The sequence below is a fragment of the Spirosoma litoris genome, from assembly GCF_054776755.1.
In genome coordinates, this window is the sequence record NZ_BAAHBI010000078.1 from 32,737 (window position 1) to 56,530 (window position 23,794).

Genomic DNA, 23,794 nt, shown 5'->3' on the forward strand with positions numbered 1-23,794 from the left:
TGCGGACAAGATGTCCGCGCTACTTATCATTTACCTTTCAGGCCTGCTTTGTACACGTCATTATTCTGATTGCCGCCTGATTTCAGATAGGCCACCAAATCCTTCAACTCATCACCGTTCAGGCTGTTGATCAAGCCGGGGAGCATAATCGAAACGGTCGAGTTTTTCTTCGACACGACGCTGCTTTTCGCAATCTTCCGCGTTTGATCAGGCGCAAATGGGTTCTGAGAAATGGTATAGCTAGTCTTGTCTTCACTAAGCTGACGCCCTAAGACAGATTCACCGTTTTTCAGCGTGAAAATGGTCGATACGTACTGATCAGAAATGGCCTTATCAGGGTTAATGATAGCCTCCAATATATCTTTATTAGAGAAACGTGTACCGAGTTGTGTCAGGTCGGGGCCAATATCCCCACCGACTCCACCCATCGAATGGCAGCGGCTGCACAAAACGGCCGAATAGATTTTTTGACCAGTAGCAAAATCACGGATTCCGGTTCCGCTATCGACAACTGCCACTGCCTTATCCAATTTCCACTGACGACCAGGACCTTTAGGTGAATAATCGCTTACAAAATCGTTTCCAGATTTAGCCAATAGTTCAGCGCCGGATAGTTTATCGTAGCGGTCAAACTGGTCTTTAGGTACGTGCGCTAATGCTAGTTTACGAGCCCGATCAATAAAGCCAACGTAACTACGACCGCCCTGAAATTTGAACGCATTGGCAAACCAGCTAAAGTATTTGTTCCGAAGTTCTGGTGTCCAGCCAGCATCCTCGCGGCTAAGCATAACCGCATAGAATGTCTGTTGCAGAGGTGGCACTTTGGCTAGCATACTGGCAATATCCAGTCCATACTGGGGGTTACGCAAAATCAGGTCAGATGATGCCGTTGAGGTTTCGAGACCGAGATCATGGCTACCGGGCTCATCTTTTATATCCATCAAGGCCAGGGTTTTGTTAACCACACCCGGCGCTTCCAATGAAATTAGCACTCGGCTCAGTCCACGGTTCATCAGGGCAGTTTTAGCCGGATAGCGAGGATTCAAATAAGCAATTACTTTATCCCGGTCGGCTCCTTCGGGCATGCCCATCCGTAGGAACGTTAGTTCAAACGCTCGACACAGATCAAATTGTTGCGATTCGGGTAATTGGGCAAAGTTTATTTTCAACAACGAATTGATCAATTTGCTTTTCTGGGTAGCATCGCCTTGACGAGCCAGCGCAACACTCGATTGAATGATGCGTTGTGGATCAGTTTCGGTAAATACCTTATCCTGCCATTGAGCAACAGGCTGATGTTCGACCGCAATCCGGGCGGCATAACGTACAAAGCGGTCGGGGTGGCTCAGGTTTGGCCAGGCAACTGCAATAGCAGCGGGATTAGGCCCTTTATGATACTCTTCCAGTTGCGTTCTGAGCTGGTGTTCTTTGGTAATCACGGGTGCTTTGGCAACTGGTGTTACCGATTCGGTGCCAGTATAGGTAATCCGATATAAATCAGACTCCAACCGACGGCCACCCGTCAGAAAATAAAGCGCGCCATCGGGGCCAAAAGTACCATCGGTCAATGGAAGTGGAGATCCTGAAATAAACTCTTCCCGTTCAGCTTCATAAGTAGCTCCTTTGGGTTTCAGGTAAATCGAGTAGATAATCCCAAAGCTCCAGTCGAAGGCATACAACGACTGACGATAGCGCTCGGGGAAACGGGCAGTACTTCCATAAACCAGGTTTGTTGGTGATCCCTGACCAATATTCAGCACAGGGGGCAAATTGTCGGGATTAGCGGGTAGCCATTTGCCATTACCCGTACGCCAGCCAAACTCAGCGCCACTCGGTACATGACAAATACGGGTTGGGCGATACCAGGGCAAACCAAAATCCCACTCCATATCCGAATCATAGGCAAACATATCGCCTGCTTCGTTGAACGCAATGTCAAAGGCGTTCCGGAAACCAGCGCCCATCAGCTCCCACCGCTTTCCATCAGGAGATACATTGGCAATCCAGCCACCAGGAGCCATTCGGTCATTGGCATGGCCACGTGGGTCTTTTATTTGTGGAAATAGGTTATCTTCCTTCCAGTTCGATGGTAACCGATAAGCATCCATCTCAGGCACATCGGTATGGTTACCGGCGATAACATATAACGACTGACCATCTGGCGAGAGTTTTATGCTGTGAGGACCGTGTTCACCCTCCCCTTTCAGGGCTTTTAAAAGTGTTACGGTTTCATATTGATCATCGCCGTCTTTATCCTGCAACCGATACAAGCCACTTCCTTTTCCAAAGTTTTTATTCTCCCGGTTGTTCACCATTACATAGAGGCTGTTGAAAGCATACAACAAACCCTGTGCATAACCCATACCTACGGTGGTATCGCCAGGCTGAACAATTCCGACCTTTAGTTTTTCAATTTTAGGTTGTTGTGCCCCTGAACCAACAGGTGGAATCTCCAGTCGATACAAAAAACCGTACTGATCGGAGGTAATCATTCGGCCTTTGTTATCAAAGGCCATAGCCACCCAGGACCCTTGCTTATTGTCGGAGGGGCTATAGAGGTGTTCCGCTTTGAAACCGGGCAACAGTTTCAGTTTGTCGAGCTTGGGGTTGTCGGCCTGGGGTGCACTGGATGTCACTCCACTCATGTTAACCCAGGAGGCTCCAACGAGAACGATGGCCGAAACGGCAAGCATCAACTTGGCTGGTCTATAGGTAAAAAACATAATCGTATTGAGTAAGTAAGTTAATATCGTGCCGGGTTGGCGGTTAGTCGGATGGTAAAGCAGATCATGTACGTATAAAGCTCCTTTAGGGGGCAATATACCGGCTTAATTGAGGCTGGTAGAGGAAAGAAAAGAAGCAGAGCCGAAACGATTCTGCTTCTATTGATTTAGTCTTACCAACCTATGTTTAACTAAATAACTGTTTTTGTATATATACCTCTGGTAAAGATAAAATGGCTATCGGAGGTATACATAAATTTCAAACGAATATGGCACTAAGCATGTGTGAAGAGGGTCTGACCCCGTCGGGGTCAGATGTTTATAGAAACCCAATTGGGCTATAAATATTTGACCCCGTCGGGGTCACACCCTCTTGACCGTTACTAAATGCAAAAATTAAAAATTGGGCGTTAGAGCAGCTTCAACTGCTGGCAGTCCGTAATAATCATCCAGAACCGTGAATGCGTTTGGTGGTGGAACTGCCCCCGCTGGGAAATAATAGGCGGCCGGGTTAGCTTTTACTTTAGCCCCATAGGCACCAATGATTTCCTTCACGCGGCCTGTCCGGGTCAAATCGAACCAGCGTTTGTTCTCGAAGGCCAACTCAACACGTCTTTCTTTGAAAATAGCCTCCCGCATATCGGCCTGAGACGATGCCGTTGTTGCAGCCAAACCCGCACGAGCCCGTACCTGATTGATATAGGTAGCCGCTTCACCCGTTTTTCCTTGCTCGTTTAACGACTCTGCCAGGAACAACAGCACCTCAGCGTAGCGATAAACGGGCCAGTTCTGACCGGTATTCTGGTTCAGCGAGTGTACCCGAGCATATTTTTTGATATACGGATAGGTTTTATTGTCTCGCAGACTTCCGCTTAACGTTACGTAACCGATGGAAATATCTTTCCGTTTATCACCGGTTTCGTAGGCGGCAATCAGATCTGGCGTCGGAATGTTATTACTCTCCTGCGATGTGGGTTGTGGGTTCGATGTACCCGTAATTGGCGCTATTTCCGCAGCAGAGATCGGAGAAGGCAGGAACCGATATATCTGGTTGCCGTTATAACCAGCCGAACCTTCCATGTACTGAACCTCAAATACAGACTCCGAATTATTCTTATTGGTGCTGGTAAACGAAAAGGCGTTGTTATAGTCGGCCTGTAGCGTATACCCATCAATCGTTTTCAAGACTGCTTCAGCCTGTGCCCATTTTTTCTGCGTGATATACAGGTTGGCCAACAGGGTTTTAGCCGCTCCCGATGTAGCCCGACCCAGATCCGTTGCTGCTTGTGCAGCTTTGCTTTGTAGGCCTGTGCTGGCAGCAAGCGCATCTTTTTCAATCTGAGCATAAATCGCGTCTGTTGTAGCCAGAGGCAATGCCGCATCTTCTCGACCCGTAGTAGGCACTAAATGAAGGGGTACTTTGCCAAACAGCCGAACCAGATCGAAGTAGGCAAAAGCCCGTAGAAACTGCGCCTGACCTTTCAGATTGTTTTTTGAAGCATCCGAAGAAAATGTTATCCCAGCGCCATCAATAAGCGATAGAATCTGATTGGCACGAGAAATAATTACATAATTCAATCGATACTGAACCAGTACGTTATCATTGGCCGTAACCCCATTGGCCGTTGGAACGGCAAAATCCGCAACGTTCTCCGTGGCGTCAACAGCGCCATACAACGTGTTACGGGCATAATACGTATTGTCGGAGTGCATTTCCTCCAAAACCCAGGCACGCTCGTTGAACATCTGCCGAAGCGGTACGTAAGCCCCATTAACAGCCTGCTGAAAGTCGGATTCCGTCTTAAAAAACGTAGCTGAGCTCAGCGCCGTTTCGGGAACAACAGTCAGGAAATCTTTGCTGCAACTGGTTAAGGCAAGTGCCAAGAGCCCAGTTACTATATAGTTATGTTTCATATAGTCAGAAATGATTTATAGGTTGTTTGATGATCGTTGAGCTGTTATTCGAGAATCATTATCAAGAATGACAACTCGACGATCATCAAATGACGGTGAATTAAAAGTTCAGATTAACGCCGAGTGTGTAGGTACGTGGAACTGGATAGTTCGAGAAATCAACGCCCTGGCTCAAGTTACCACCATCACCATCGCCAGATCCGTTGCCGCTGGTTTCTGGGTTAGGACCACCCCAGTATTTCGTGAATATGTAGACCTGCTGCACTGAGCCATATACCCGAGCCGACTTGAAGAGTTTGTTAACGGCTCCAATGTTGTAACCCAAGGTTATGTTCTTGATTGTAAAGAAGGAAGCATCGGCCAGGAATTGTGTGCTGTTCCAGTCGCGTTCAATACCCGTATAGTTACCACCGTTGTTTGTTGCTCCGAACATTCCTTTACCTGGAGTGATTACGGTGGTGGCAACCCCAACGCCATTGATCATACTATTCTGGACCCGGAAACGATCTTTTACGCCTTCAACCATGTTGAATACGGCATCCAGATTAGCGGTGCTATATAAGTGGCGAACCCAAAGTTGGTTACCATAAGAGCCAGAACCTGTGATCGAGAAATCGAAATTGCCGTATTTCAAATCGTTGGTAATACCATACGTGAATTTAGGGAATGGGTTACCAATAATAGTCCGGTCATCTGCATCGCCACCGTAAGTAATTACTCCATCGCCATTAACATCTTTCATTTTGATGGTACCTATTGCTGAACGACCCGGAATAATAGGCGAGCTTTTGAGTTCTTCAGCACTGGTATAATATCCTTCCTTAACCAAACCATAGAACTGACCAAAAGGCTTACCCACCTGCGTAATGTGGAACGATCCATACACCCGATCGATACCCGGAGCCAGCGAAACAACCAGATTACGGTTGAACGAGATGTTCGCGTTAGTTGTCCATTTCAGTTTACCCACCGAATTTTTGGTTGTCAGTGAGAACTCATGTCCCCAGAACTTAATCTCACCAATGTTATCAGGGAAGGTAGAAAAACCAGACTCCTGTGGCACTTGTACGTTATAGAGCAGATTGGTTGTCCGTTTCGTATAGAAATCATAGATGAACTGGATACGGTCATTCAATAAGCCCAGATCAAGACCCATGTCGAACTGCTTGGTCGTTTCCCAGCCCAGATTTGGGTTAGCCAGCGATGTGACAACAGCTCCCGTAGCAACCGTGCTACCAAATACGGCATTGGTTGTATTGTTCACCAACGCATACGATGTGTAGTTACCGATGTTATTATTACCGATTACGCCATAACTAGCCCGAACTTTGGCAAACGAAACGGGTAGCACTGATTTCATAAAATCTTCGTCTGATACTACCCAGCCCACCGAAGCTGATGGGAACGTACCAAACTTATTATTGGCGCCAAAACGAGACGAACCATCGCTTCGGATAGCCGCCGTAAACAGGTATTTGCCTTTATAGTTATAGGTAAGGCGAGACAGGTAGGAGGTCAGAGCCCATTGGTTGATGCTATTCGCTGTATTTGAGCCGCTTCTGTCTATGTTAAGCGCGCCCTGAATCGTTGGAAGCCGGTCATCAGCATAGGTATTGGCCTGAATACGAGTGAATTCCTGCCGATAGAACTGGTTGGTAAAACCAGCCAGCAACTCAAAGTTGTGATCGTTAAAGCTACGGGTATAGGTCGCCAGATTTTCGTTCAGCCAGGATGTGTTCTCCAATCCCTGACGAATTGAAACCGCCGTAGTTGGAATGGGTACGTTAATGGCGCTGGTGGCCGTCGATGGGTTAAAGAAGAAGAATTTAGAATTCTGGTATTCGATGTTCATCGTCGACCGGAGCGTTAACCCTGTGATCGGCCGGTAATTGATATAAGCATTCGCCAGCAGGTTCGTATTCTTGGTCTCATTGATCAATTCCTTAGCTGCCCGTACCCAGTTTGGATACTGGAAAATATTACCCGTGCTGGCAGGGAATTGATTGAATTTGGTTAGTTCGCCATTAGCATCGTAAATAGGCATAACTGGCCATGTGTGCAGGGCGTTGAACAAAATCCCGGTTCCACGGTCACCATCGGTTCGGGGTGTATTGTCGTATACATACGACGGAGCGACGTTAAAGCCAACCGTTACCCGATCCGATATATTGTAATTTGAGTTCAGACGTAGCGAGTACCGTTTGTAATTATTGTTCAGCACCACCCCATCCTGATTAAGTACACCAGCAACCAATGACGTGTTAGCTTTGCCCGTATTGTTCGAAACGCTCAGATTATAGCTCTGAATAGGCGCTACCCGCAGCAACGCATCATACCAGTCGTTGTTTTTACCCTCGTACTGAGATGGATTTTGAAATTCGACTGGCACAGGCTGTAACTGATCTTCGTAGTATTCTTTCTTAAACTGAGCGAACTCAACCGCGTTCAGCATTTTCACCCGACCTTTCATCGGGACCTGCTGTACCCCCGCAAATGTGTTAAAGCTGATGTTTGTCTGGCCAGGTTTCCCTTTTTTGGTCGTAATCAGTACTACCCCGTTGGCTGCCCGCGAACCGTACAGCGAGGTCGAAGCGGCATCTTTCAAAATCGAAAGGTCTTCAATTTCGTCGGGGTTAAGCTGGGCAATGTTACCCGTGATGGGGAAACCATCCACTACGTAAAGTGGATCACTACCCGCCGAAACCGACACCTGCCCCCGGATACGGATACTGATACCCTGACCCGGTTTACCCGTTGCCTGGTTGATTTGCACACCTGCCAGACGGCCCTGGAGTTTTTGGCCAATCTGCGATACAGGCAAATCTTTTATTTCTGCCGCGCTTACCGTTTGTACAGCACCCGTAATTTCTTTTTTCAGCTGACTACCGTAACCAACAACAACAACTTCGTTCAAGGTCTGATCATCAGGTGTCAGTGTTACATTTACCGACGTTTGATTACCAATAAGTACTTCTTTACGTGCATATCCAACAAAGCTAAACACCAGCACCGAACTGGTACTAGGCGCTACAACTTTGAAACTCCCGCTTGCATCGGTGTTGGTACCCTGAGTGCTCCCTTTTACAATGACACTTACGCCTGGTAATCCGACTCCCTTTTCATCGACTACTTTACCCGATACAGTAACGTCTGCAGTCGCTTCAGTGTGAGGATTCGTGGTGTTTCTCGCCAGTAAATCGGTGGGACGAGTGTGCTCCGACAGCACGGCTTTGGGCACCTGGGCGAAGCTCGTGAAAGAGCCTGTCAGCAGGCATAGTGCCACCAACTGATAAAGTTTTTTCATAAAAGTATTAGATAGGTAATAAGGTTAGCTCGACCAACTATCCTGAGGAAAAGTCAGTTTCATGGCCAAATATTACCAATCAACTACCATCAACTTTCCCATACCTACCCACACTTCGTACAATTATTTATAAAAATTATCTATTATATATTTATTAATTGGTCTGATGGTTGGTAAACAAGAGATTATCACTGCCTATCGAGCAGGTACATTATAGTATAAACGTTAAAAATGGATAGAGAACGACCCGACTACTTTCAATTGATAAATACCTCATCAACAAGCAGTAAGGCGTTGTTGCCTTTATTCGGGTGCCAGCCTGGGATTTGTTTGACCGGCTTTGCGATGATCTTTAGGAAAGATAGAGTTTGTGGCTTAATCGGGCAGGTTACGGCCTTCAGTACAGGAGGTATTTTTTGGGTAGGTTGCTCAGGTTTAAACGTACCCAGTAACTTCATCTGATCTCGCTTGTCCCCTCCCCAAATCTCAATTACGCTCGGCGGGAAAATACTGGTTTCTTCTTCAACCATGACGCGTAACGCGACGGAATTGACCGTAACAGGTTTTTTAAATTCGCATACCAGCGCCATGTCATTTTTCCGGAAACCTGCCCAGTTGTTTGCCCAGGCTGGGCTATTGGCATTAAAGGTACCCAGCTTACCGTCAAAAAACGTATGAGCACCATCTGCCTGATGTACAGGGTTTAATGGCAGCAACAGATTCACACTATCCGGCTTAAAGCTGCTTTTATAGAAGTCAAACGTGGCCATACTGCTACCAAACCACCCCGCCTTATAGGCCTTCGCTTTTATCTGCGTCGGTTGATTGAGTACCGTCTGCCCATTGAAGATCGGCGAATGAATACTGTCAGGTTCCGAGCCATCGGTCGTAAACCGAATTTCAACGCCTTTGACGGGGTGTTTTAGCTGTAAAACAAGCGATTGCCCGAATATGGTCGAACTATTTTTCACCTGTGGCGGATTCAGTTTGATCGGCTCACTACTGGCCCCATCGAACCCGGCAATGAATTGAATAGTCCGGTTGGCTTTCTGTAACTGTCCGATTTGGGCCGTTGTCAATTTCGTATTCCAGACCGCTACTGTTTTGAGGTTTTTAAGAGCAGAAAGCTGTTTTTGCAAGACATCGTACGTTACGCCGGTACCAGCTAACGATAGTGTTTTCAACTGTTTTAACGCGGATAAATCGCCCAAACTCGCTCCGGTAATATCAGTAAAATTGAGGTCTAACTTCTGGAGGTTTTCAAACTCACTAACACGTTTCAAATCAGCATCTTTTACGGGCATCTTATTGAGATTCAGATACACAATCTGCTGTTTAACTGGCCCCAATTCGGTTAGTTTCTCAGCGGTAAAGGCCGCTTTATTATACAGATTGACCGCCAATGCAGGCGACTCTTTAGCCAGTGGAGCAACCGTGCGGTAATCGTTATTCAGGCTCTTAACGGTCTCCTCATCGGCGGCATCAAAATCAAATTCTTCAGTCTGCTCGCTAGGCTTAAATAATCCCGCTGCAATGACACGTAACGAGTCGTTAGCGGGCAGATCGATGACACGCTTTTTAACATCAGCGTTATTTTTTACCCATAACGACAACAGCATAATCTCCTGTGGTGTGAGTTGGGTTTTGCCGGATGGTGGCATGTGCTTTTTCTCGTCCAGCGGCAAGTGAATCCGTTCTAGTAACAAGCTTACATCCGGTTTTCCGGCGACGAACAATTTGCCCGTTTTCCCACCCTTCAACATAGCTTCTACCGAAGACAGATTTAGTTGTCCTTTCAGCTTATCGGGGTTATGACAACTGACACACTTTTGCTCAAAAATGGGTTGGATCACATCGGCATACACCAGCGCCTTATCGAGCGAAACGGGAGCAGGTTTAAACTGATTGCTGATCGGTTCAAACAGGAAGTTATCGCCGTGGGTCAAGGTGGCACCGTAATGACCTGCGCCAATCAAAAACAGGATTGTTGTTGCGGCACTCACCTGAGCAATTCTAACAGTATACCAGCTTTTGTTTCGCATCCAGTAAATCAGCGATGACATAAAAAAGATACCCACACCCGTCCATTTATGCCACGAAAGTGCCTGGCCACTATAGCCATCTTCTTTAGCCAGAAACAGGCCCATAATGACTGTAATCCCAGCCGACAAAGCGCCAACTAACAGTAGGCTGTTCAGAAAATCACGGTAAAACTCCGAAACGGCGGGGTTCGCAGCACTGGTCATCCGAAAGCGAAAAGCCTCCATACTCATGGCCAGCAACAGAATGACAATTGGGAAATGAAGCAACAACGGATGCATCCGCCCCAACGGTTGTAGCCACATGGGGACGACGAATCGGCTGTTGAACAGCAATAGAAACACGATGAAGATTGTTGAGGCAAACAAAGCCTGTTCCGCCAATCCGATCAGCCGCTTATTCATGAAGACTTTTTTTTTGACAGGATTTACAGCCGGGCCGCCGATGCGGATAAAACAGGATTTAAAAAGAGAATTAGACAATCCTGTTCATCCGCATCGGCGGCCCGGCTGTAAATCCTGTCGAAAAGAAAAACTTTGTCACGCGATGATATCATGCACCACTTTCCCAGACACATCTGTCAATCGATACCGACGGCCCAAGTGTTTGAAGATCAGCTTTTCGTGGTTGAGGCCCATTTGATTCAACACAGTAGCCTGGAAATCATGCACATGCACAGGGTCTTTAATGATATTATACCCCATTTCGTCGGTTTCGCCGTACACAATGCCAGATTTGATACCACCGCCCGCCATCCAGATTGTGAAGCATCGTGGATGGTGATCGCGACCGTAATTGTCCTTGGTCAGTTTGCCCTGTGTGTAGCTGGTTCGGCCGAACTCACCGCCCCAAATCACCAATGTTTCGTCGAGCAAGCCGCGCTGTTTCAGGTCGGTTACTAAAGCGGCCGATGCCTGATCGACGTCTTTCGCTTGCTTAGCAATTTCGAACGGAAGATTCCCGTGCTGATCCCAACCCTGGTGGTACAATTGAACAAACCGAACGCCGTTTTCGGATAGCTTTCTGGCCAAAAGACAATTGGCAGCAAACGTGCCCGGCACCAGACAATCAGGGCCATAGAGTTTGATAATATCGTCGGGCTCCTTCGACAAATCCATGACTTCGGGCACAGCAGTCTGCATCCGGTAGGCCATTTCGTACTGCTTCACTTTGGCGGTTATTTCCGGATCGCCAAACTCCTGATAGGCCAGGTCATTGAGCTGAGCCAGATTATCGAGCATGTCCCGACGATCCTGCCGATTCATTCCGTCGGGGTCGCGGAGATACAAAACGGGGTCTTCGCCCTTGCTGAACTGCACGCCCTGATGAATGGAATCCAGAAATCCATTCGACCATAGTTTGGAATAAACGCCCTGTCCATTGCCAATTCCCCGCGACAGTAATACCGTAAAGTTGGGCAGGTTCTTATTCTCATTACCCAATCCGTAACTCAACCAGGAACCCATACTCGGGCGGTTTCCCTGCTGCGAACCCGTCTGCAAAAACGTTAGAGCTGGGTCGTGGTTGATGGCTTCGGTGTACATGGACTTCACAATACAGAGGTCGTCTACGATTTTAGCCGTATACGGGAATAAGTCACTCACCCACGCCCGCGACTGACCATACTGCTTGAAATCGACAAACGAGCCCACCAATGGAAACTCTTTTTGGTTAGCCGTCATGCCCGTAAGGCGCTGTGTTCCCCGCACCGAAGGGGGTATCTCCTGCCCCATCATTTCCCGCAGTTTGGGTTTGTAATCAAACAATTCCTGCTGCGACGGTGCACCATTCTGGAATAAGTAAATCACCCGTTTCGCCTTCGGTGCAAAGTGTGGAATGCCGGGCGTTAGCCCCTCTTCATCCATCCCACTACCACTGAACAAATCAGGAATCAGTAGTGAACCCAAAGCCGCGCTGCCCAGCCCCAAACTCAATCGGGACAGGAAACGACGCCGGTTAAAATTCAGACCATGTTCGAGAATTTCTTTTTCCATATCGGGAAATGATTATTCGACAGGATTTACAGGATAAAACAGGATTTTTTCTACTCCTAAATCCTCCCTTATACTATAAATCTTGCGCCCTCGGTCTATGTACAGTAGCTCATATAAAGTGTTCTGTGAAGACACAAACCGAGGATGCGGTTTTTCTATTTCAAAATCCTGTTCATCCTGTAAATCCTGTCGAAACTTCTTACGACTTCGTGATGGTTTCTTCCAGATTATAAATCGTCGTTACAACCCGCATAAGAGCCGCTAGCTTGGTCTTATCGATACGAGCCGGAATGGGATATTCGCCCACGGACAGCGATTTCTCTGTACTAGCGGGCGTAAGCTTTTTCAGCTCTTTTTCGTAGTAGGTCGTTAGCAGTTCGGTTTCTTTTTCGTTGGGTTTCCGACTCACAATCAGACGGAACGCCTTGTTAATTTTATCGTTCACGACACTATTTTCCTGCAATAGCCGAGCCGCCAACACTCGCGACGCTTCCAGCACGGTTGGGTCGTTGAGCATGACCAACGCCTGCAATGGTGTGTTGGTTTTCAAACGTCTGACCTCACAGAGATCGCGGTTGCTGGCATCGAAAATTGCCATGGATGGTGGCGGAACGGTTCGCTTGATGAGCGTATACATGCCTCGCCGATACAGGCTTGAGCCATGATCCTGATTGTAAGCAGAAAGCAGCCCACGCCCTGATGTAGCTCCTTCCCACAAACCCGCAGGCTGATACGGTTTTACACTTGGCCCACCGATGGTTGGGTTTAGCAAGCCACTACTACTCAAAACTAAATCTTTGATAAACTCGGCATGAATTCGGTAGCGGGGCCCACGTGCCAGTAGCACATTGTCTGGGTCTGTTGCCAGTTTTTCAGGCATTATCACAGCCGATTGTCGGTAGGTAGCCGAAGTCACCATCTGCTTGACCAGCCGTTTGATATCCCAGCCATGCTCCATAAAATCGACGGCCAGCCAATCGAGCAAAGCGGGGTGCGTTGGGAGGTCGCCCTGCATACCAAAATCGCCGGAGGTTTTTACAATACCTTTCCCGAAAAACTCCTGCCATAAATGATTGACATACACACGAGCCGTCAGCGGATTCTTTTTATCAAATAGCCATTTGGATAACCCTAACCGATTTTTGGGATAGCTCGGATTGAACGGAAGAATAGCCGTCGGTGTCCCCACCTGCACTTCTTCACCGGGCGCATCATAGGCCCCGCGTTTCAGCACGAACGTTTTGCGGGTCGTATCCAGATCACCCATGACCGACACAATCAGCCGGTTCGTATCTCGCTTATTGACAAACGACAAAATGCTTTGAATGTCTTCATCGCAGATTTCCATTAGTGGTTTCTTGGCATAAGTATCGGGGCCACCAATCACCGATTCGATACCCACTTCTTTCACGTTGTTGAAGAAGGCAAAAAGCTGGTAATATTCTTTCTGCGGAAACGGATCATATTTATGGTCGTGGCAGTGCGCGCATTCGATGGTCACGCCCAGCAATCCCTTACCCAATAGATCCGTTCGGTCGGTTACGTACATCGTCCGGTACTCTTCAGGAATCGTGCCTCCTTCTTCGGTTATTTTGTGATTCCGGTTGAAGCCCGTCGCGAGGAGTTGCTCTTTGGTAGAGTTTGGCATTAAGTCGCCCGCCAACTGCCAGGTCACAAAATCATTGTAGCGCATGTTTTTGTTGAAGGCATGAATGACCCAATCGCGCCAGGGCCACTGCGTCCGGTAGCCATCATCCTGATACCCATGCGAATCGGCATAGCGGGCTAAGTCAAGCCAGTGCAGGGCCATTTTTTCGCCGTAAGCCGGATTTTTCAACAGTTGATCGACAACTTTCTCGTAAGCATTCGCGCTCTTGTCGGCCAGAAAGCTATCCATCAATGAAAGACTCGGCGGCAACCCAATTAAATCCAGGCTCAGTCGTTTTAGCAATCGCTCCTTATCTGCTTCATCATTAGGCTTCAGCCCCTTCTCTTCCTGCTTTTGCAGAATGAAGTAATCGATTTCGTTCTTTGGCCAGTCGGTCTGCTTTACAGTCGGAATAACCGGTTTCTTTGGCGCAACAAATGACCAGTGTTTCTCGTACTGTGCGCCCTGCTGAATCCACTTTTCGATCAGCTTTATTTCACGAGCCGATAGTTTCAGGTTCGACGACGGCGGGGGCATCATCATCGCGGTATCGGGTGAGCTGATGCGCAAGAACACTTCCGACAACTCCGGTTTGCCGGGGACCAGCGCATGAGCCGATGGGTGTTCTTTCAGGGCTTTATACGCACTTTCGGCCACGTCGAGCCGTAGTCCGGCTTCGCGCTTATTGGCGTCAGGACCATGACAGGCCAGGCATTTGTCGGAAAGAATAGGGCGTATATCGAAGTTATAGCTAACCACCTCCGGAATAGCCTCCGATCCGCTGTGGTTAGCGGAACTACTTGTGCAGGATTGCATATACCATACAAACCCCGCCATCAAAGCCAGTAAATAGTATGGATGTATTCGCATACCAAGATTTGTTTAGGATAGCGCGAGGCTCTAGCCTCGTGCCATCAAATCAGCAAGTCCATAACGGGTTTTCCTAAACCGTCTGGAGTTGAGTAAAACGGACGCTTCTCCACTTCGTAATGCGTATCGGGCGGGATGCCCAAAGCATGATAAATCGTTTGGTGAATGCCGTCGATACGCACTGGATTTTCGATGGTTTTGCACGGGCGTTCGTCGGCGGTTTTGCCGTATACGAAGCCTTTCTTAATCCCCCCGCCAAACATCAGAATGGAACACCCATCGGTAAAGTGGCGGTGCATACCATAAAACTTCAAATCCGACAGAATATCCGGCTGGTTGACTTGCTCCAGCACTTTCGCGTCGGGACGTCCTTCAACCATCATATCCCGACTAAATTCACTGGCCAGAATGACGATGGTACGATCCAGATGGCCGGTTTTATCCAAATCTTTAATAAGCTGCGCCACAGGACCATCGATCTGTTTTTTCATATCCTCCAGACGCGTGTGTCCATTCTCGTGCGTATCCCAGCCTTTAAACGGCTCGTATTCAGTCGTTACACTGATGAACCTCGCTCCTTGTTCCGTAAGTCGGCGGGCCAGTAGACAGCCTAGTCCGAATTTTCCGGTGTTATAAATGTCGTAGCTGGCTTTGGGTTCCTGGCTCAGATCAAACGCCTTAGCCTCAGGAGAATTGAGCAGCCTATACGCCTGTTCCATCGACCGTTTGAGCGACTCTTTCTGGTAATCACTACCAAACTCGCCCATCGGCCCGTTACTGATCAGGTCGTTGTAGAGCTGATTACGACGCTCAAAACGTTTGGCATCCATCCCAACGGGAGGACGAACACTTTCCAGTCCCTGACTAGGATCAGGGATAAAGAAGGGGCCAAATTCATTCCCCAGAAAACCCGCCGTATGGAATGCCTTCAGCTCTTCGGCTTCGCCCACTGTAAACCGCTGACCAATATCGACAAAGGCGGGAATCACCGGGTTTTTCGGACCCAGTTCTTTGGCAATCCAGGAACCCAGGTGTGGAGCGGCTACCGTTTGCGGGGGCTCATAGCAGGTGTGCCAGTGATACTGATGGCGCGAGTGTAGAATATGGCCCATATCGGCCGCCACGTACGAGCGAATCAGGGTGCCCTTATCCATCACGTTGCCAATGGATTCGAGCCCTTCCGAAAAGTGAATGCCATCCAGCGCCGTCGGCACGGACTTAAACGTACTCAGTACCCGATTGCCTTGCATACCCTTTGTGAAAGGGGTATAGCGTTTTGGGTCAAAGGTTTCGGTATGCGCCATGCCGCCCGCCATCCAGAGCAGAATTACGGTGTCGGCAGTACCGTTCGTCTGTCCCGGTTTCTTCGACGGACTGCAACTCGACAAAAGACTCGACGTAGGAGCACCAGCCGCCAAAGCCGCCAGGGTAGCGGCACTTGTTTTCTGTAAAAACTCCCGTCTGTTCCAGTACGTTTTCATGTCGTTGTGTTCGTCAAAGTACCTCAGCCTGCGGCTTGTACATTAGGCAGTTATAAGGTGGTTAGTGTTATTATTTACTTTATGTTAGGTTCACATCCTCACTCAACATAGCCAAGCGAGGACGGAGAATACTTGGAGTCAGGCTAATTGTGTGACCCCGTCGGGGTCAGATGTTTATAGAAAGCTCATGTTGCTATACATATTTGACCCCGACGGGGTCACACAATCGGTCTGGCTTTGATACACATCTGAAATTAATTCTACGCTCAATAAATCAACTGAAACTCAGGATGCAGGCTAATGGCCCAAACCAGATCCTGAATGCCTTCTGTCGTTGGATTTTTGCCAACGATTTTCTGGGCAATGGCCAGTTCGTTTGGCTTGGGTTCTCGCCCTAAGGCTTTCCAGTACAGGTTTTTCACCAATAAATCCGAAGTCGGATAAGTGGCTTTCCATTGCTGAGCACCCCGCTTGAGGGCGTCGTTGAATTTCTCACCGTTGGTGAGTTCCAGTGCCTGCAACAGGTTCGCCTGCGATGACCGGCTAGTGCTGACGGTTTCGCGATTCGGGCGGCCCAGTGCTGTTAGAAATGGGTCGTTTTTCACCAAAGACGCTCTCGGGAACGGCATTTCTTTTTTCAGCTGTTTGGGAAACTGCTTCTCAACAATGGACGTATCCACGTAGATCGGGCTAAAGGCCAGACTCACCGCATCGGCAAACTGCTCAGCCGTGAGCCGACGGCGTACCATTCCCTGAAACACGAAATTGGGCGACGTGATCAAGTCAGCGTCTTTCAGACCGACGGAGGGCAGTTGGTACGTTTTTGAGGTAAGGATGGTGAACATCAGTTTCTTGATGTCGTAGCCGTTAGCGGCAAAATCAGACGCCAGCCAGTCGAGCAAATCCTGGCTCCAGGGTTCATTGTCCATCATATCGACCGGTTCAATAATGCCCCGGCCCATTACCTGCGCCCAAATCCGGTTCACAACCGTACGATAAAGACGACCATCTTTGGGTTGCACCAGAAAATTCGCCAGTTCTTTGAGTCGCTCGTCAGTCGTGGCTTTCCCGTTAATCGTCCCCAGCTTTTCGAAGATGATTTTGGTACCGGCTAGTTTCCCCGTAGGCTTATCGCAGCGATTGATTTCCAGCGTGGTGTCGGCAAAAATATTGGCGAAGGCGTAGGCATCGGCCAGCTTCCAATCGCTGATAAAACTGTCGTGGCAGGAAGCACATTTCAAGTTCAACCCCAACAATACCTGCGACACGTTTTGGGCCGCCTGCATCTCCGTCCGTTGACTCGAATTGATCGTTCCCCGCCACTTTATGCCTTTAATAAAACCCGACGACTCTTTGGTTGGGCTAATCAACTCCCGAACAAACTGGTTGTACGGCTTATTAGTCTTCAGCGAGGTATACAGCCAGTTTGTGATATCGAATCGCCCACCCGTAATGTAGCCTGTTCCGGTATAATCATTCCGGAGCGCATCGTTCCAGAACGTTAGCCAATGCTGAGCGTAATCGACATTCCGATGGAGTAATTCATTGACCAGAAGTTCCCGCTTGTTTGGTCGGGAATCAGCTTCAAAGGCTTTTAGTTTCTCGGGAGAAGGCAGGAGTCCTACCACATCCAGATACACCCGGCGCATGTACGTTCGATCATCGACAACCTGCTTCCAGGGCAGTTTATGTTGCTGAAAATAGACGTTCACAAACCGATCAATAGGGTTCGTAATACCCGCTGGAGCTTCAGGAAGGGCAGGTAAGCGCGGCTCCAGTTCGGCCACCCGGTAAATGCTTTTTTCGGCACCGCTCGGCCAGGGTGCGCCCTGTTGAATCCAGAATTCGAGCAGGGCAATGTCGTGTTCCGACAGCCGTTTGCCTTTGGTGGGCATCGCATCGTCATGACCGGCTGGCAGTTTGATGCGTCGGATAATATCACTTTTTTCGGGATGGCCGGGCACCAGAATTTCGCCGTTCTCCCCGCCTTTCATGACAAACTCCTTTTTATCCAGCCGTAACTCGCCTTTGGTTTTGGTCGCGCTGTGGCAACTGTAGCAATTGTGCGCCAGAATCGACCGAACTTCCAGATTCAGATCAGCAATCTGTTTGTCGTTCAGGGGTTGGCCATTCGTGGCGCTCGCGAAAGCAACTGTAGCTCCCTCCCCTACCGGATTGCTAGTTCCGCCTTTGCCGAAGGGTAACACACTACTTAGATAGTCGTCGCCATGCGTGAGCATCGCACCGTAATGCCCTGCCAGACTAACCCCGAGGACTGTTACAATCAACAGCCCCCGGTACAATTCCCGGCGCCCCGAACGCAACGCCAGTATTGTTCCAATGGCCAGGACCATCGTTGCCAGCCCTGACCATTGGTGAATAGCGACTGTATTTCCACCGTAATCGTCCTGATTTACCAGCAACAAACCCAGCGCTGCCGCCACCACCGAACTGATGGCCCCAACCCAGACCATTGCCCGGATACCCGCCTGCATATCAGTCGATTTACGAAACCAACCAACCGCTTCGAGCAGCAGGGCGATGCATAAAAGACTAACCGGAAAATGAACGATTAGCGGATGTAAACGGCCCAGAAACTGCCAGAGCCAGAAGGATTCGGTTACGATTGTTATCACGGTAAAAAAAGTACGCCACTAGCCTAATTTACTACCATTACCGCACAAAAGCCATGGCTACGCCCCCATCTACATTGAGCACGTTACCCGTCGATTTATTCAGTAATCCATTCACGAAAGCCAGACAGGCGTTGGCGATGTCTTCCGGTAGAATGATTTCATTGAGGAGGGTCCGTTTGGCGTAATAGGCAGGCAATTCGGCAACGGTAATGCCGTAGGCTTTCGCACGTCCTTCTGCCCAGGCACCCGCCCAGATTTTAGAATCGGAGATAACGGCGTCGGGGTTGACTACGTTGACCCGAATATGGTCTTTTCCCAACTCAGCGGCATTCAACCGACTAAGGTGTAACTGGGCCGCTTTGGCCGATCCATACCCCGCATTATTCGGGCCGGAGACCAGTGCGTTTTTACTAACAATATTCAGTACATCGCCCCCTAGTTCCTGCTTACGCATCACGGCAACGCCTTGCTGAGTCACTAAAAACTGGCCCTTCACCAGAACATCGTATAGCCAATCCCAATCGGCTTCGGTGTGCTCTTCAATAGGTTTCGAGATCGATAAACCCGCACAATTGACCACAATATCGACCCCTCCGAATGCTAAACTGGCGGTCTGAAAAGCGTTGGCAATTGTCGCTGTGTCGGTTACGTCGAGTTGGGCGGCTGCGTGCGTATCTCGCCCGTATTTCTTTCCAAATTCGCTGTTAGCCGATGCGAGCCGGTCGGCATCGTTATCATTAATGACCACGCAGGCTCCTTCGTCGGCAAACTTTTTCGCGATGGCTTTTCCTATGCCGCCTGCGCTGCCTGTAATCAGCGCAATCTTGCCTGTTAACGGTTTTGGCTTCGGCATTCGTTGAAGTTTAGCTTCTTCCAATAGCCAGTACTCAATGTCAAACGCTTCCTGTCGTGGCAGCGATGTATAGCCCGAAATGGCTTCGGCGCCCTTCATGACATTGATGGCATTGATGTAAAATTCAGCCGCTACACGGGCCGTTTGTTTATCCTTGGCAAAGGTGAACATACCCACGCCCGGCCAGAGAATAACGACTGGATTTTTATCGCGAATAGCGGGCGAATTCGGGCGCTTGCAGGTATCGTAATACGCCTGATACATAGCACGGTAAGCCTCGAATGCGGGCGTCAATTTCTCTCGAATAGCTGCGGCATCGGTCACGTCCTGGTCAGACGCTAAGTCCAGCACAAGCGGGCTGATTTTGGTACGCAGGAAGTGGTCGGGGCAACTGGTTCCCATTGGGGCCAGTCGGGCTAAATCGGCGGAATTGATAAACTCCAGTACCCGGTCATCGTCGGTAAAATGCCCGATCATTCGGTTCTGGCTCGAACATAGTCCTCGTAAAACAGGCGCTAATTGAGCGGCCTGCGTTTGCCGGTCTTCTTTAGGCAACGACTCTCGAATCGACCCACCAAATTGAGTACCTTTTTTCGTGTAGCTGTCTTCCAGAAACTGGGCGCAGGTTTCGATCACATCCAGCGTATTTACATAGCTCTCATAGGCCGTGTCGCCCCAGGTGAACAGGCCATGCGAGCCAAGCATAATGCCCCGAATACCCGGATTTTCGGTGATACATTGTTCCAGTTTTAGGCCCAGATCGAAGCCCGGCCGTTGCCAGTCGACCCAGCCAATAGTCCCTTTAAAGAGTTCTTCCGTAATCTGTTTACCATCTTTGGCTGCCGCAATGGCAATGGCCGCATCCGGATGCAGGTGGTCGATGTGTTTGTAGGGTAAAAAACCGTGTAGCGGGGTGTCGATAGAAGGGGCTTTGGAAGCCAGATCAAAAATGCTGTAGTTGAACAGTTCAACCATTTCATCTTCGAACTCAAGCCCCCGATAAACCTCTTTAAGACTATGCAATCGGTTCATATACAGGGCTGCCAGTCCACCACGTGTAAGGGTACCGATGTCGCCCCCGGAGCCCTTGATCCACATGACTTCGGTGGGTTTCCCAGTGAGCGGGTCTCGGGCCGTGGTTTTGCAGGACGTATTGCCTCCGCCGTAGTTCGTCAGGCGCAAATCGGCTCCCAGTAAGTTGGAGCGATAAAGCAACAATGCAACTTCCTGTTCCTGCGGGTTATCATTTGCTAAAGAGGCCGCTTTTTCTTCATCCCACAAATAACTGACATGCCGATAGGCTTTGATGGTAGATAGCATAACTGAGTAAAAAGTATTAGATAGGTTATATGATTAGTATTAGAGTCTGAATGCTTTTGTCTAATAAGGGCTGAAAGTAGGTGGTCATCTCCCAGAGACTTTCCTATACTGTCCTATTTTTTGACCATAAGTACTATTTTTTTGTACGAAACCAATAACCCATGATTTATCACATAAAGATCAACGACTATTCAAATACACCTAAATACCAGCAGATTTATAATTCGATAGTCGAAGGCATTGAGAATCGGGACATTTTACCGGGCGATAAGCTGCCATCAATCCATGAACTCTGTGCCGAATTTGATATTTCGAAGGGCACGATTGAGCGGGCTTATGAGCTCCTGAAAGAGAAAGAAATTATTGGGGCCGTTAAGGGGAAAGGCTATTACATTAACTACACGCCAACAGGAAACAACCTAAAAATATTTCTGTTATTCAACAAGTTAAGCGCCCACAAAAAAATCATTTACGACTCCTTCGTCGAGCTGCTGGGTCCAGGGGTTGCTATTGATTTTTTTATCTACAACAATGACTATCGGCTGTTTCGGGATCTGATTCAGCGACAGGCTCGTAACCATACGCACTACGTCATTATCGGCCATTTTTTCGAAGGGGGTGACAAAGCCGACGAACTCATTAACAGTTTACCGAAGCACAAATTAATTATCCTGGACAAGCTAGTAGAAGGCATAACGGGGAGCTACGGGGCTGTATTCCAGAATTTCGAACGTGACTTGTATCAGTCGCTAACCGATGCACTTCCGCTATTGAAAAAATATTCGACCCTGTGTATCCTGTTTCCATCGTACAGCTACCACCCCAAGGCCATTCTCAACGGGTTTTACAAATTCTGCTACGAACACGGCTTTAAAACCAAGGTGATCAATACGGTTCAGAAGGAGGTCATTCAGCCGGGGCATGCGTATATCAACCTGATGGAAGAAGACCTGGTTGAACTCATCAAGCGCATCAAAGAAACGCCCTATATCGTTGGTCAGGAGGTGGGTATTCTTTCGTATAATGACACACCCCTGAAAGAGTTTTTGCTGGATGGTATTACGGTCATTTCTACTGATTTCGCCCAAATGGGCAGGACGGCTGCCCGGTTGGTCCTGAACGGCAGTGTCGAACATGTTGAGAATCCGTTTCGGCTGATTGTTCGCAAATCGCTTTAGTCTGCGGTTTGTGTTTTAGTGATGTCAGGTTCTTCAACCTGACATCACTATGTACACTATTAACTATCAGAGCTATACACAGATCAAACGCTAAATCTATCTCGTAGCCGAAAAATCATGATAGCCTGTTGGGTAAATTTCGGCGTATATATCCTTATCAGTACGAACTCCTATTCATTTTCTCATGAATCAGTCAGATAACTCTACGCCTGAGCAGAACAGCCCAGGCGAATTCACGCCGAGCACAACTTCGAGACGGCAATTTATCCAAGCTAGTGCTTTAGCGGCTACTAGTTTCTTTATTGTACCACGTCACGTACTCGGAGGTAAAGGTTTCATTGCACCTAGCGACAAACTCAACATTGCCGGTGTCGGTTTTGGCGGTAAAGGGTTCAGTGATACCAATAACTCGTATAACAACGGAGCCAACAACATCGTGGCGCTGTGCGATGTAGACTGGGGTCTACCCCGTGTTAAAGAAAACTTCACCAAGCACCCCAACGCGAAACGCTACAAGGATTTCCGGGAGATGCTGGATAAAGAAGGCAAAACGATCGACGCCGTTACCGTATCGACAGCCGACCATACCCACGCTGTTGTTGCCATGGCTGCCATGATGCGGGGCAAACACGTGTATGTACAGAAGCCACTGACCCACAACATTTACGAAGCTCGGGCTCTAACCGAAGCGGCTCGTAAATACAAAGTTGTGACCCAGATGGGTAACCAGGGCTCCTCGAACCCACAGCAAAAACAAATGGTGGATTGGTTCGATAAAGGGCTGCTAGGCACCGTGCATACCGTGAACCTCTGGACCAACCGTCCTGTGTGGCCACAGGGTATTCCGGTACCACAACCCGCTGGCGAAACGCCTGTTGACCTCGATTGGGATTTGTGGCTCGGACCAGCTCAAAAAGTGGGCTATACACCTGCTTATCACCCATTCAAATGGCGCGGCTGGTGGAACTTTGGTGCTGGTGCACTGGGCGATATCGGTTGCCACATCATGGACACCCCATTCCGCGTACTCGGCCTAGGTTATCCAACCGAAGTTGAAACCAGCGTTGGTCAGGTATTCATCAAAGACTGGACACCGGAGTACATTCCAGAAGGTTGCCCACCATCGTCGCACGTGGAGTTGAAATTCCCTGCAACGGCGAAAAATAAATCGGTGGTAAAAATGATCTGGGAAGATGGCGGTATCCGTCCTTTCCGCCCAGATATGTTGCCAGAAGGTGAGCCAATGCCCGAAAACGGTGAAAACGGTGTATTGATCCATGGCGATAAAGGTTTGCTGATCTGTGGCATGTATGGTGAAGATCCAAAACTGTACACCAAGGATGGTAAGAAAATAGTTGGCGATCCGAAGCCGAAGCCAGCGGATGGTTCTAAGCCACTGCCCGAAAACGGCCACCAGGTGTTGTGGACCGAAGCTTGTAAAGCCGGCTTCAACAGCAAAGAGCACAAAGCACTTACGTCGTCGTTCGACTTTTCTGGTCCGCTGACCGAGTCGGTTCTGATGGGTAACCTGGCAATTCGTAGCTATAACGTTCGCACACCTAAAGCAGACGGTAAAGGCTTTACTTACCCTGGCCGCAAACGCCTGACCTGGGATGGCAAAAACATGAAGATCACGAACTTCGACGAAGCGAACCAGTTCGTGAAGCGCGAATACCGCGAAGGCTGGTCGTTAAACGCGTAAAGGTTTTTAACCACAGGTATACAAAGGCCACCGAGGTAGTAAACTATCTCGGTGGCCTTTTTCAATGAATAATGTAAAATGGATAATGTATCAAAGGGCTTTCTGCCAACACATTATCCATTTTACATTAT

11 protein-coding genes are annotated in these 23,794 nt (G+C 48.7%); 2 read left to right on the top strand and 9 right to left on the bottom strand.

What is annotated here, in order from left to right:
- Nucleotides 1–26: 26 nt before the first annotated feature.
- From ACYVGR_RS37240 to ACYVGR_RS37280, 9 genes are all read right to left on the bottom strand, one after another.
- A complete protein-coding gene (locus ACYVGR_RS37240) occupies nt 27–2,723 on the bottom strand; it encodes a c-type cytochrome (protein ID WP_460965946.1) in 2,697 nt (898 codons plus the stop codon).
- A 396-nt stretch (nt 2,724–3,119) separates the two neighbouring features.
- Complete coding sequence (locus tag ACYVGR_RS37245; RefSeq protein WP_460965948.1) at nt 3,120–4,637, bottom strand: RagB/SusD family nutrient uptake outer membrane protein; 1,518 nt, start codon at nt 4,635–4,637, stop codon at nt 3,120–3,122.
- A 100-nt stretch (nt 4,638–4,737) separates the two neighbouring features.
- Nucleotides 4,738–7,941: a SusC/RagA family TonB-linked outer membrane protein gene (locus ACYVGR_RS37250; RefSeq protein WP_460965950.1), complete on the bottom strand. Its 3,204-nt coding sequence runs from the start codon at nt 7,939–7,941 to the stop codon at nt 4,738–4,740.
- Nucleotides 7,942–8,198: 257 nt separating this feature from the next.
- On the bottom strand, nt 8,199–10,385 hold the full coding sequence (locus ACYVGR_RS37255) for a c-type cytochrome domain-containing protein (protein WP_460965952.1): 2,187 nt from the start codon (nt 10,383–10,385) through the stop codon (nt 8,199–8,201).
- A 135-nt stretch (nt 10,386–10,520) separates the two neighbouring features.
- Nucleotides 10,521–11,975, bottom strand: coding sequence for a DUF1501 domain-containing protein (locus ACYVGR_RS37260; protein ID WP_460965953.1), 1,455 nt, complete (start codon nt 11,973–11,975; stop codon nt 10,521–10,523).
- 199 nt (nt 11,976–12,174) lie between these two features.
- Nucleotides 12,175–14,493 carry a PSD1 and planctomycete cytochrome C domain-containing protein gene (locus ACYVGR_RS37265; protein WP_460965954.1) on the bottom strand — a complete coding sequence of 773 codons (2,319 nt, stop codon included), beginning with the start codon at nt 14,491–14,493 and terminating at the stop codon, nt 12,175–12,177.
- Between the two features lie 44 nt (nt 14,494–14,537).
- The gene (locus ACYVGR_RS37270; protein ID WP_460965956.1) at nt 14,538–15,974 is read right to left on the bottom strand and encodes a DUF1501 domain-containing protein; all 1,437 of its coding nucleotides are present in this window, start codon (nt 15,972–15,974) and stop codon (nt 14,538–14,540) included.
- A gap of 266 nt (nt 15,975–16,240) precedes the next feature.
- Complete coding sequence (locus tag ACYVGR_RS37275) at nt 16,241–18,607, bottom strand: DUF1549 domain-containing protein (protein WP_460966020.1); 2,367 nt, start codon at nt 18,605–18,607, stop codon at nt 16,241–16,243.
- 40 nt (nt 18,608–18,647) lie between these two features.
- Nucleotides 18,648–20,783, bottom strand: coding sequence for a bifunctional aldolase/short-chain dehydrogenase (locus ACYVGR_RS37280; protein ID WP_460965958.1), 2,136 nt, complete (start codon nt 20,781–20,783; stop codon nt 18,648–18,650).
- 161 nt (nt 20,784–20,944) lie between these two features.
- Between ACYVGR_RS37280 and ACYVGR_RS37285 the strand changes: the two genes are divergently transcribed.
- Both ACYVGR_RS37285 and ACYVGR_RS37290 read left to right on the top strand, forming a co-directional pair.
- Nucleotides 20,945–21,961 (top strand): GntR family transcriptional regulator, encoded by a 1,017-nt coding sequence (locus tag ACYVGR_RS37285; RefSeq protein ID WP_460965959.1) that lies wholly within the window; start codon nt 20,945–20,947, stop codon nt 21,959–21,961.
- A 184-nt stretch (nt 21,962–22,145) separates the two neighbouring features.
- Nucleotides 22,146–23,663, top strand: coding sequence for a Gfo/Idh/MocA family protein (locus tag ACYVGR_RS37290; protein WP_460965961.1), 1,518 nt, complete (start codon nt 22,146–22,148; stop codon nt 23,661–23,663).
- The last annotated feature ends 131 nt before the right edge of the window (nt 23,664–23,794 follow it).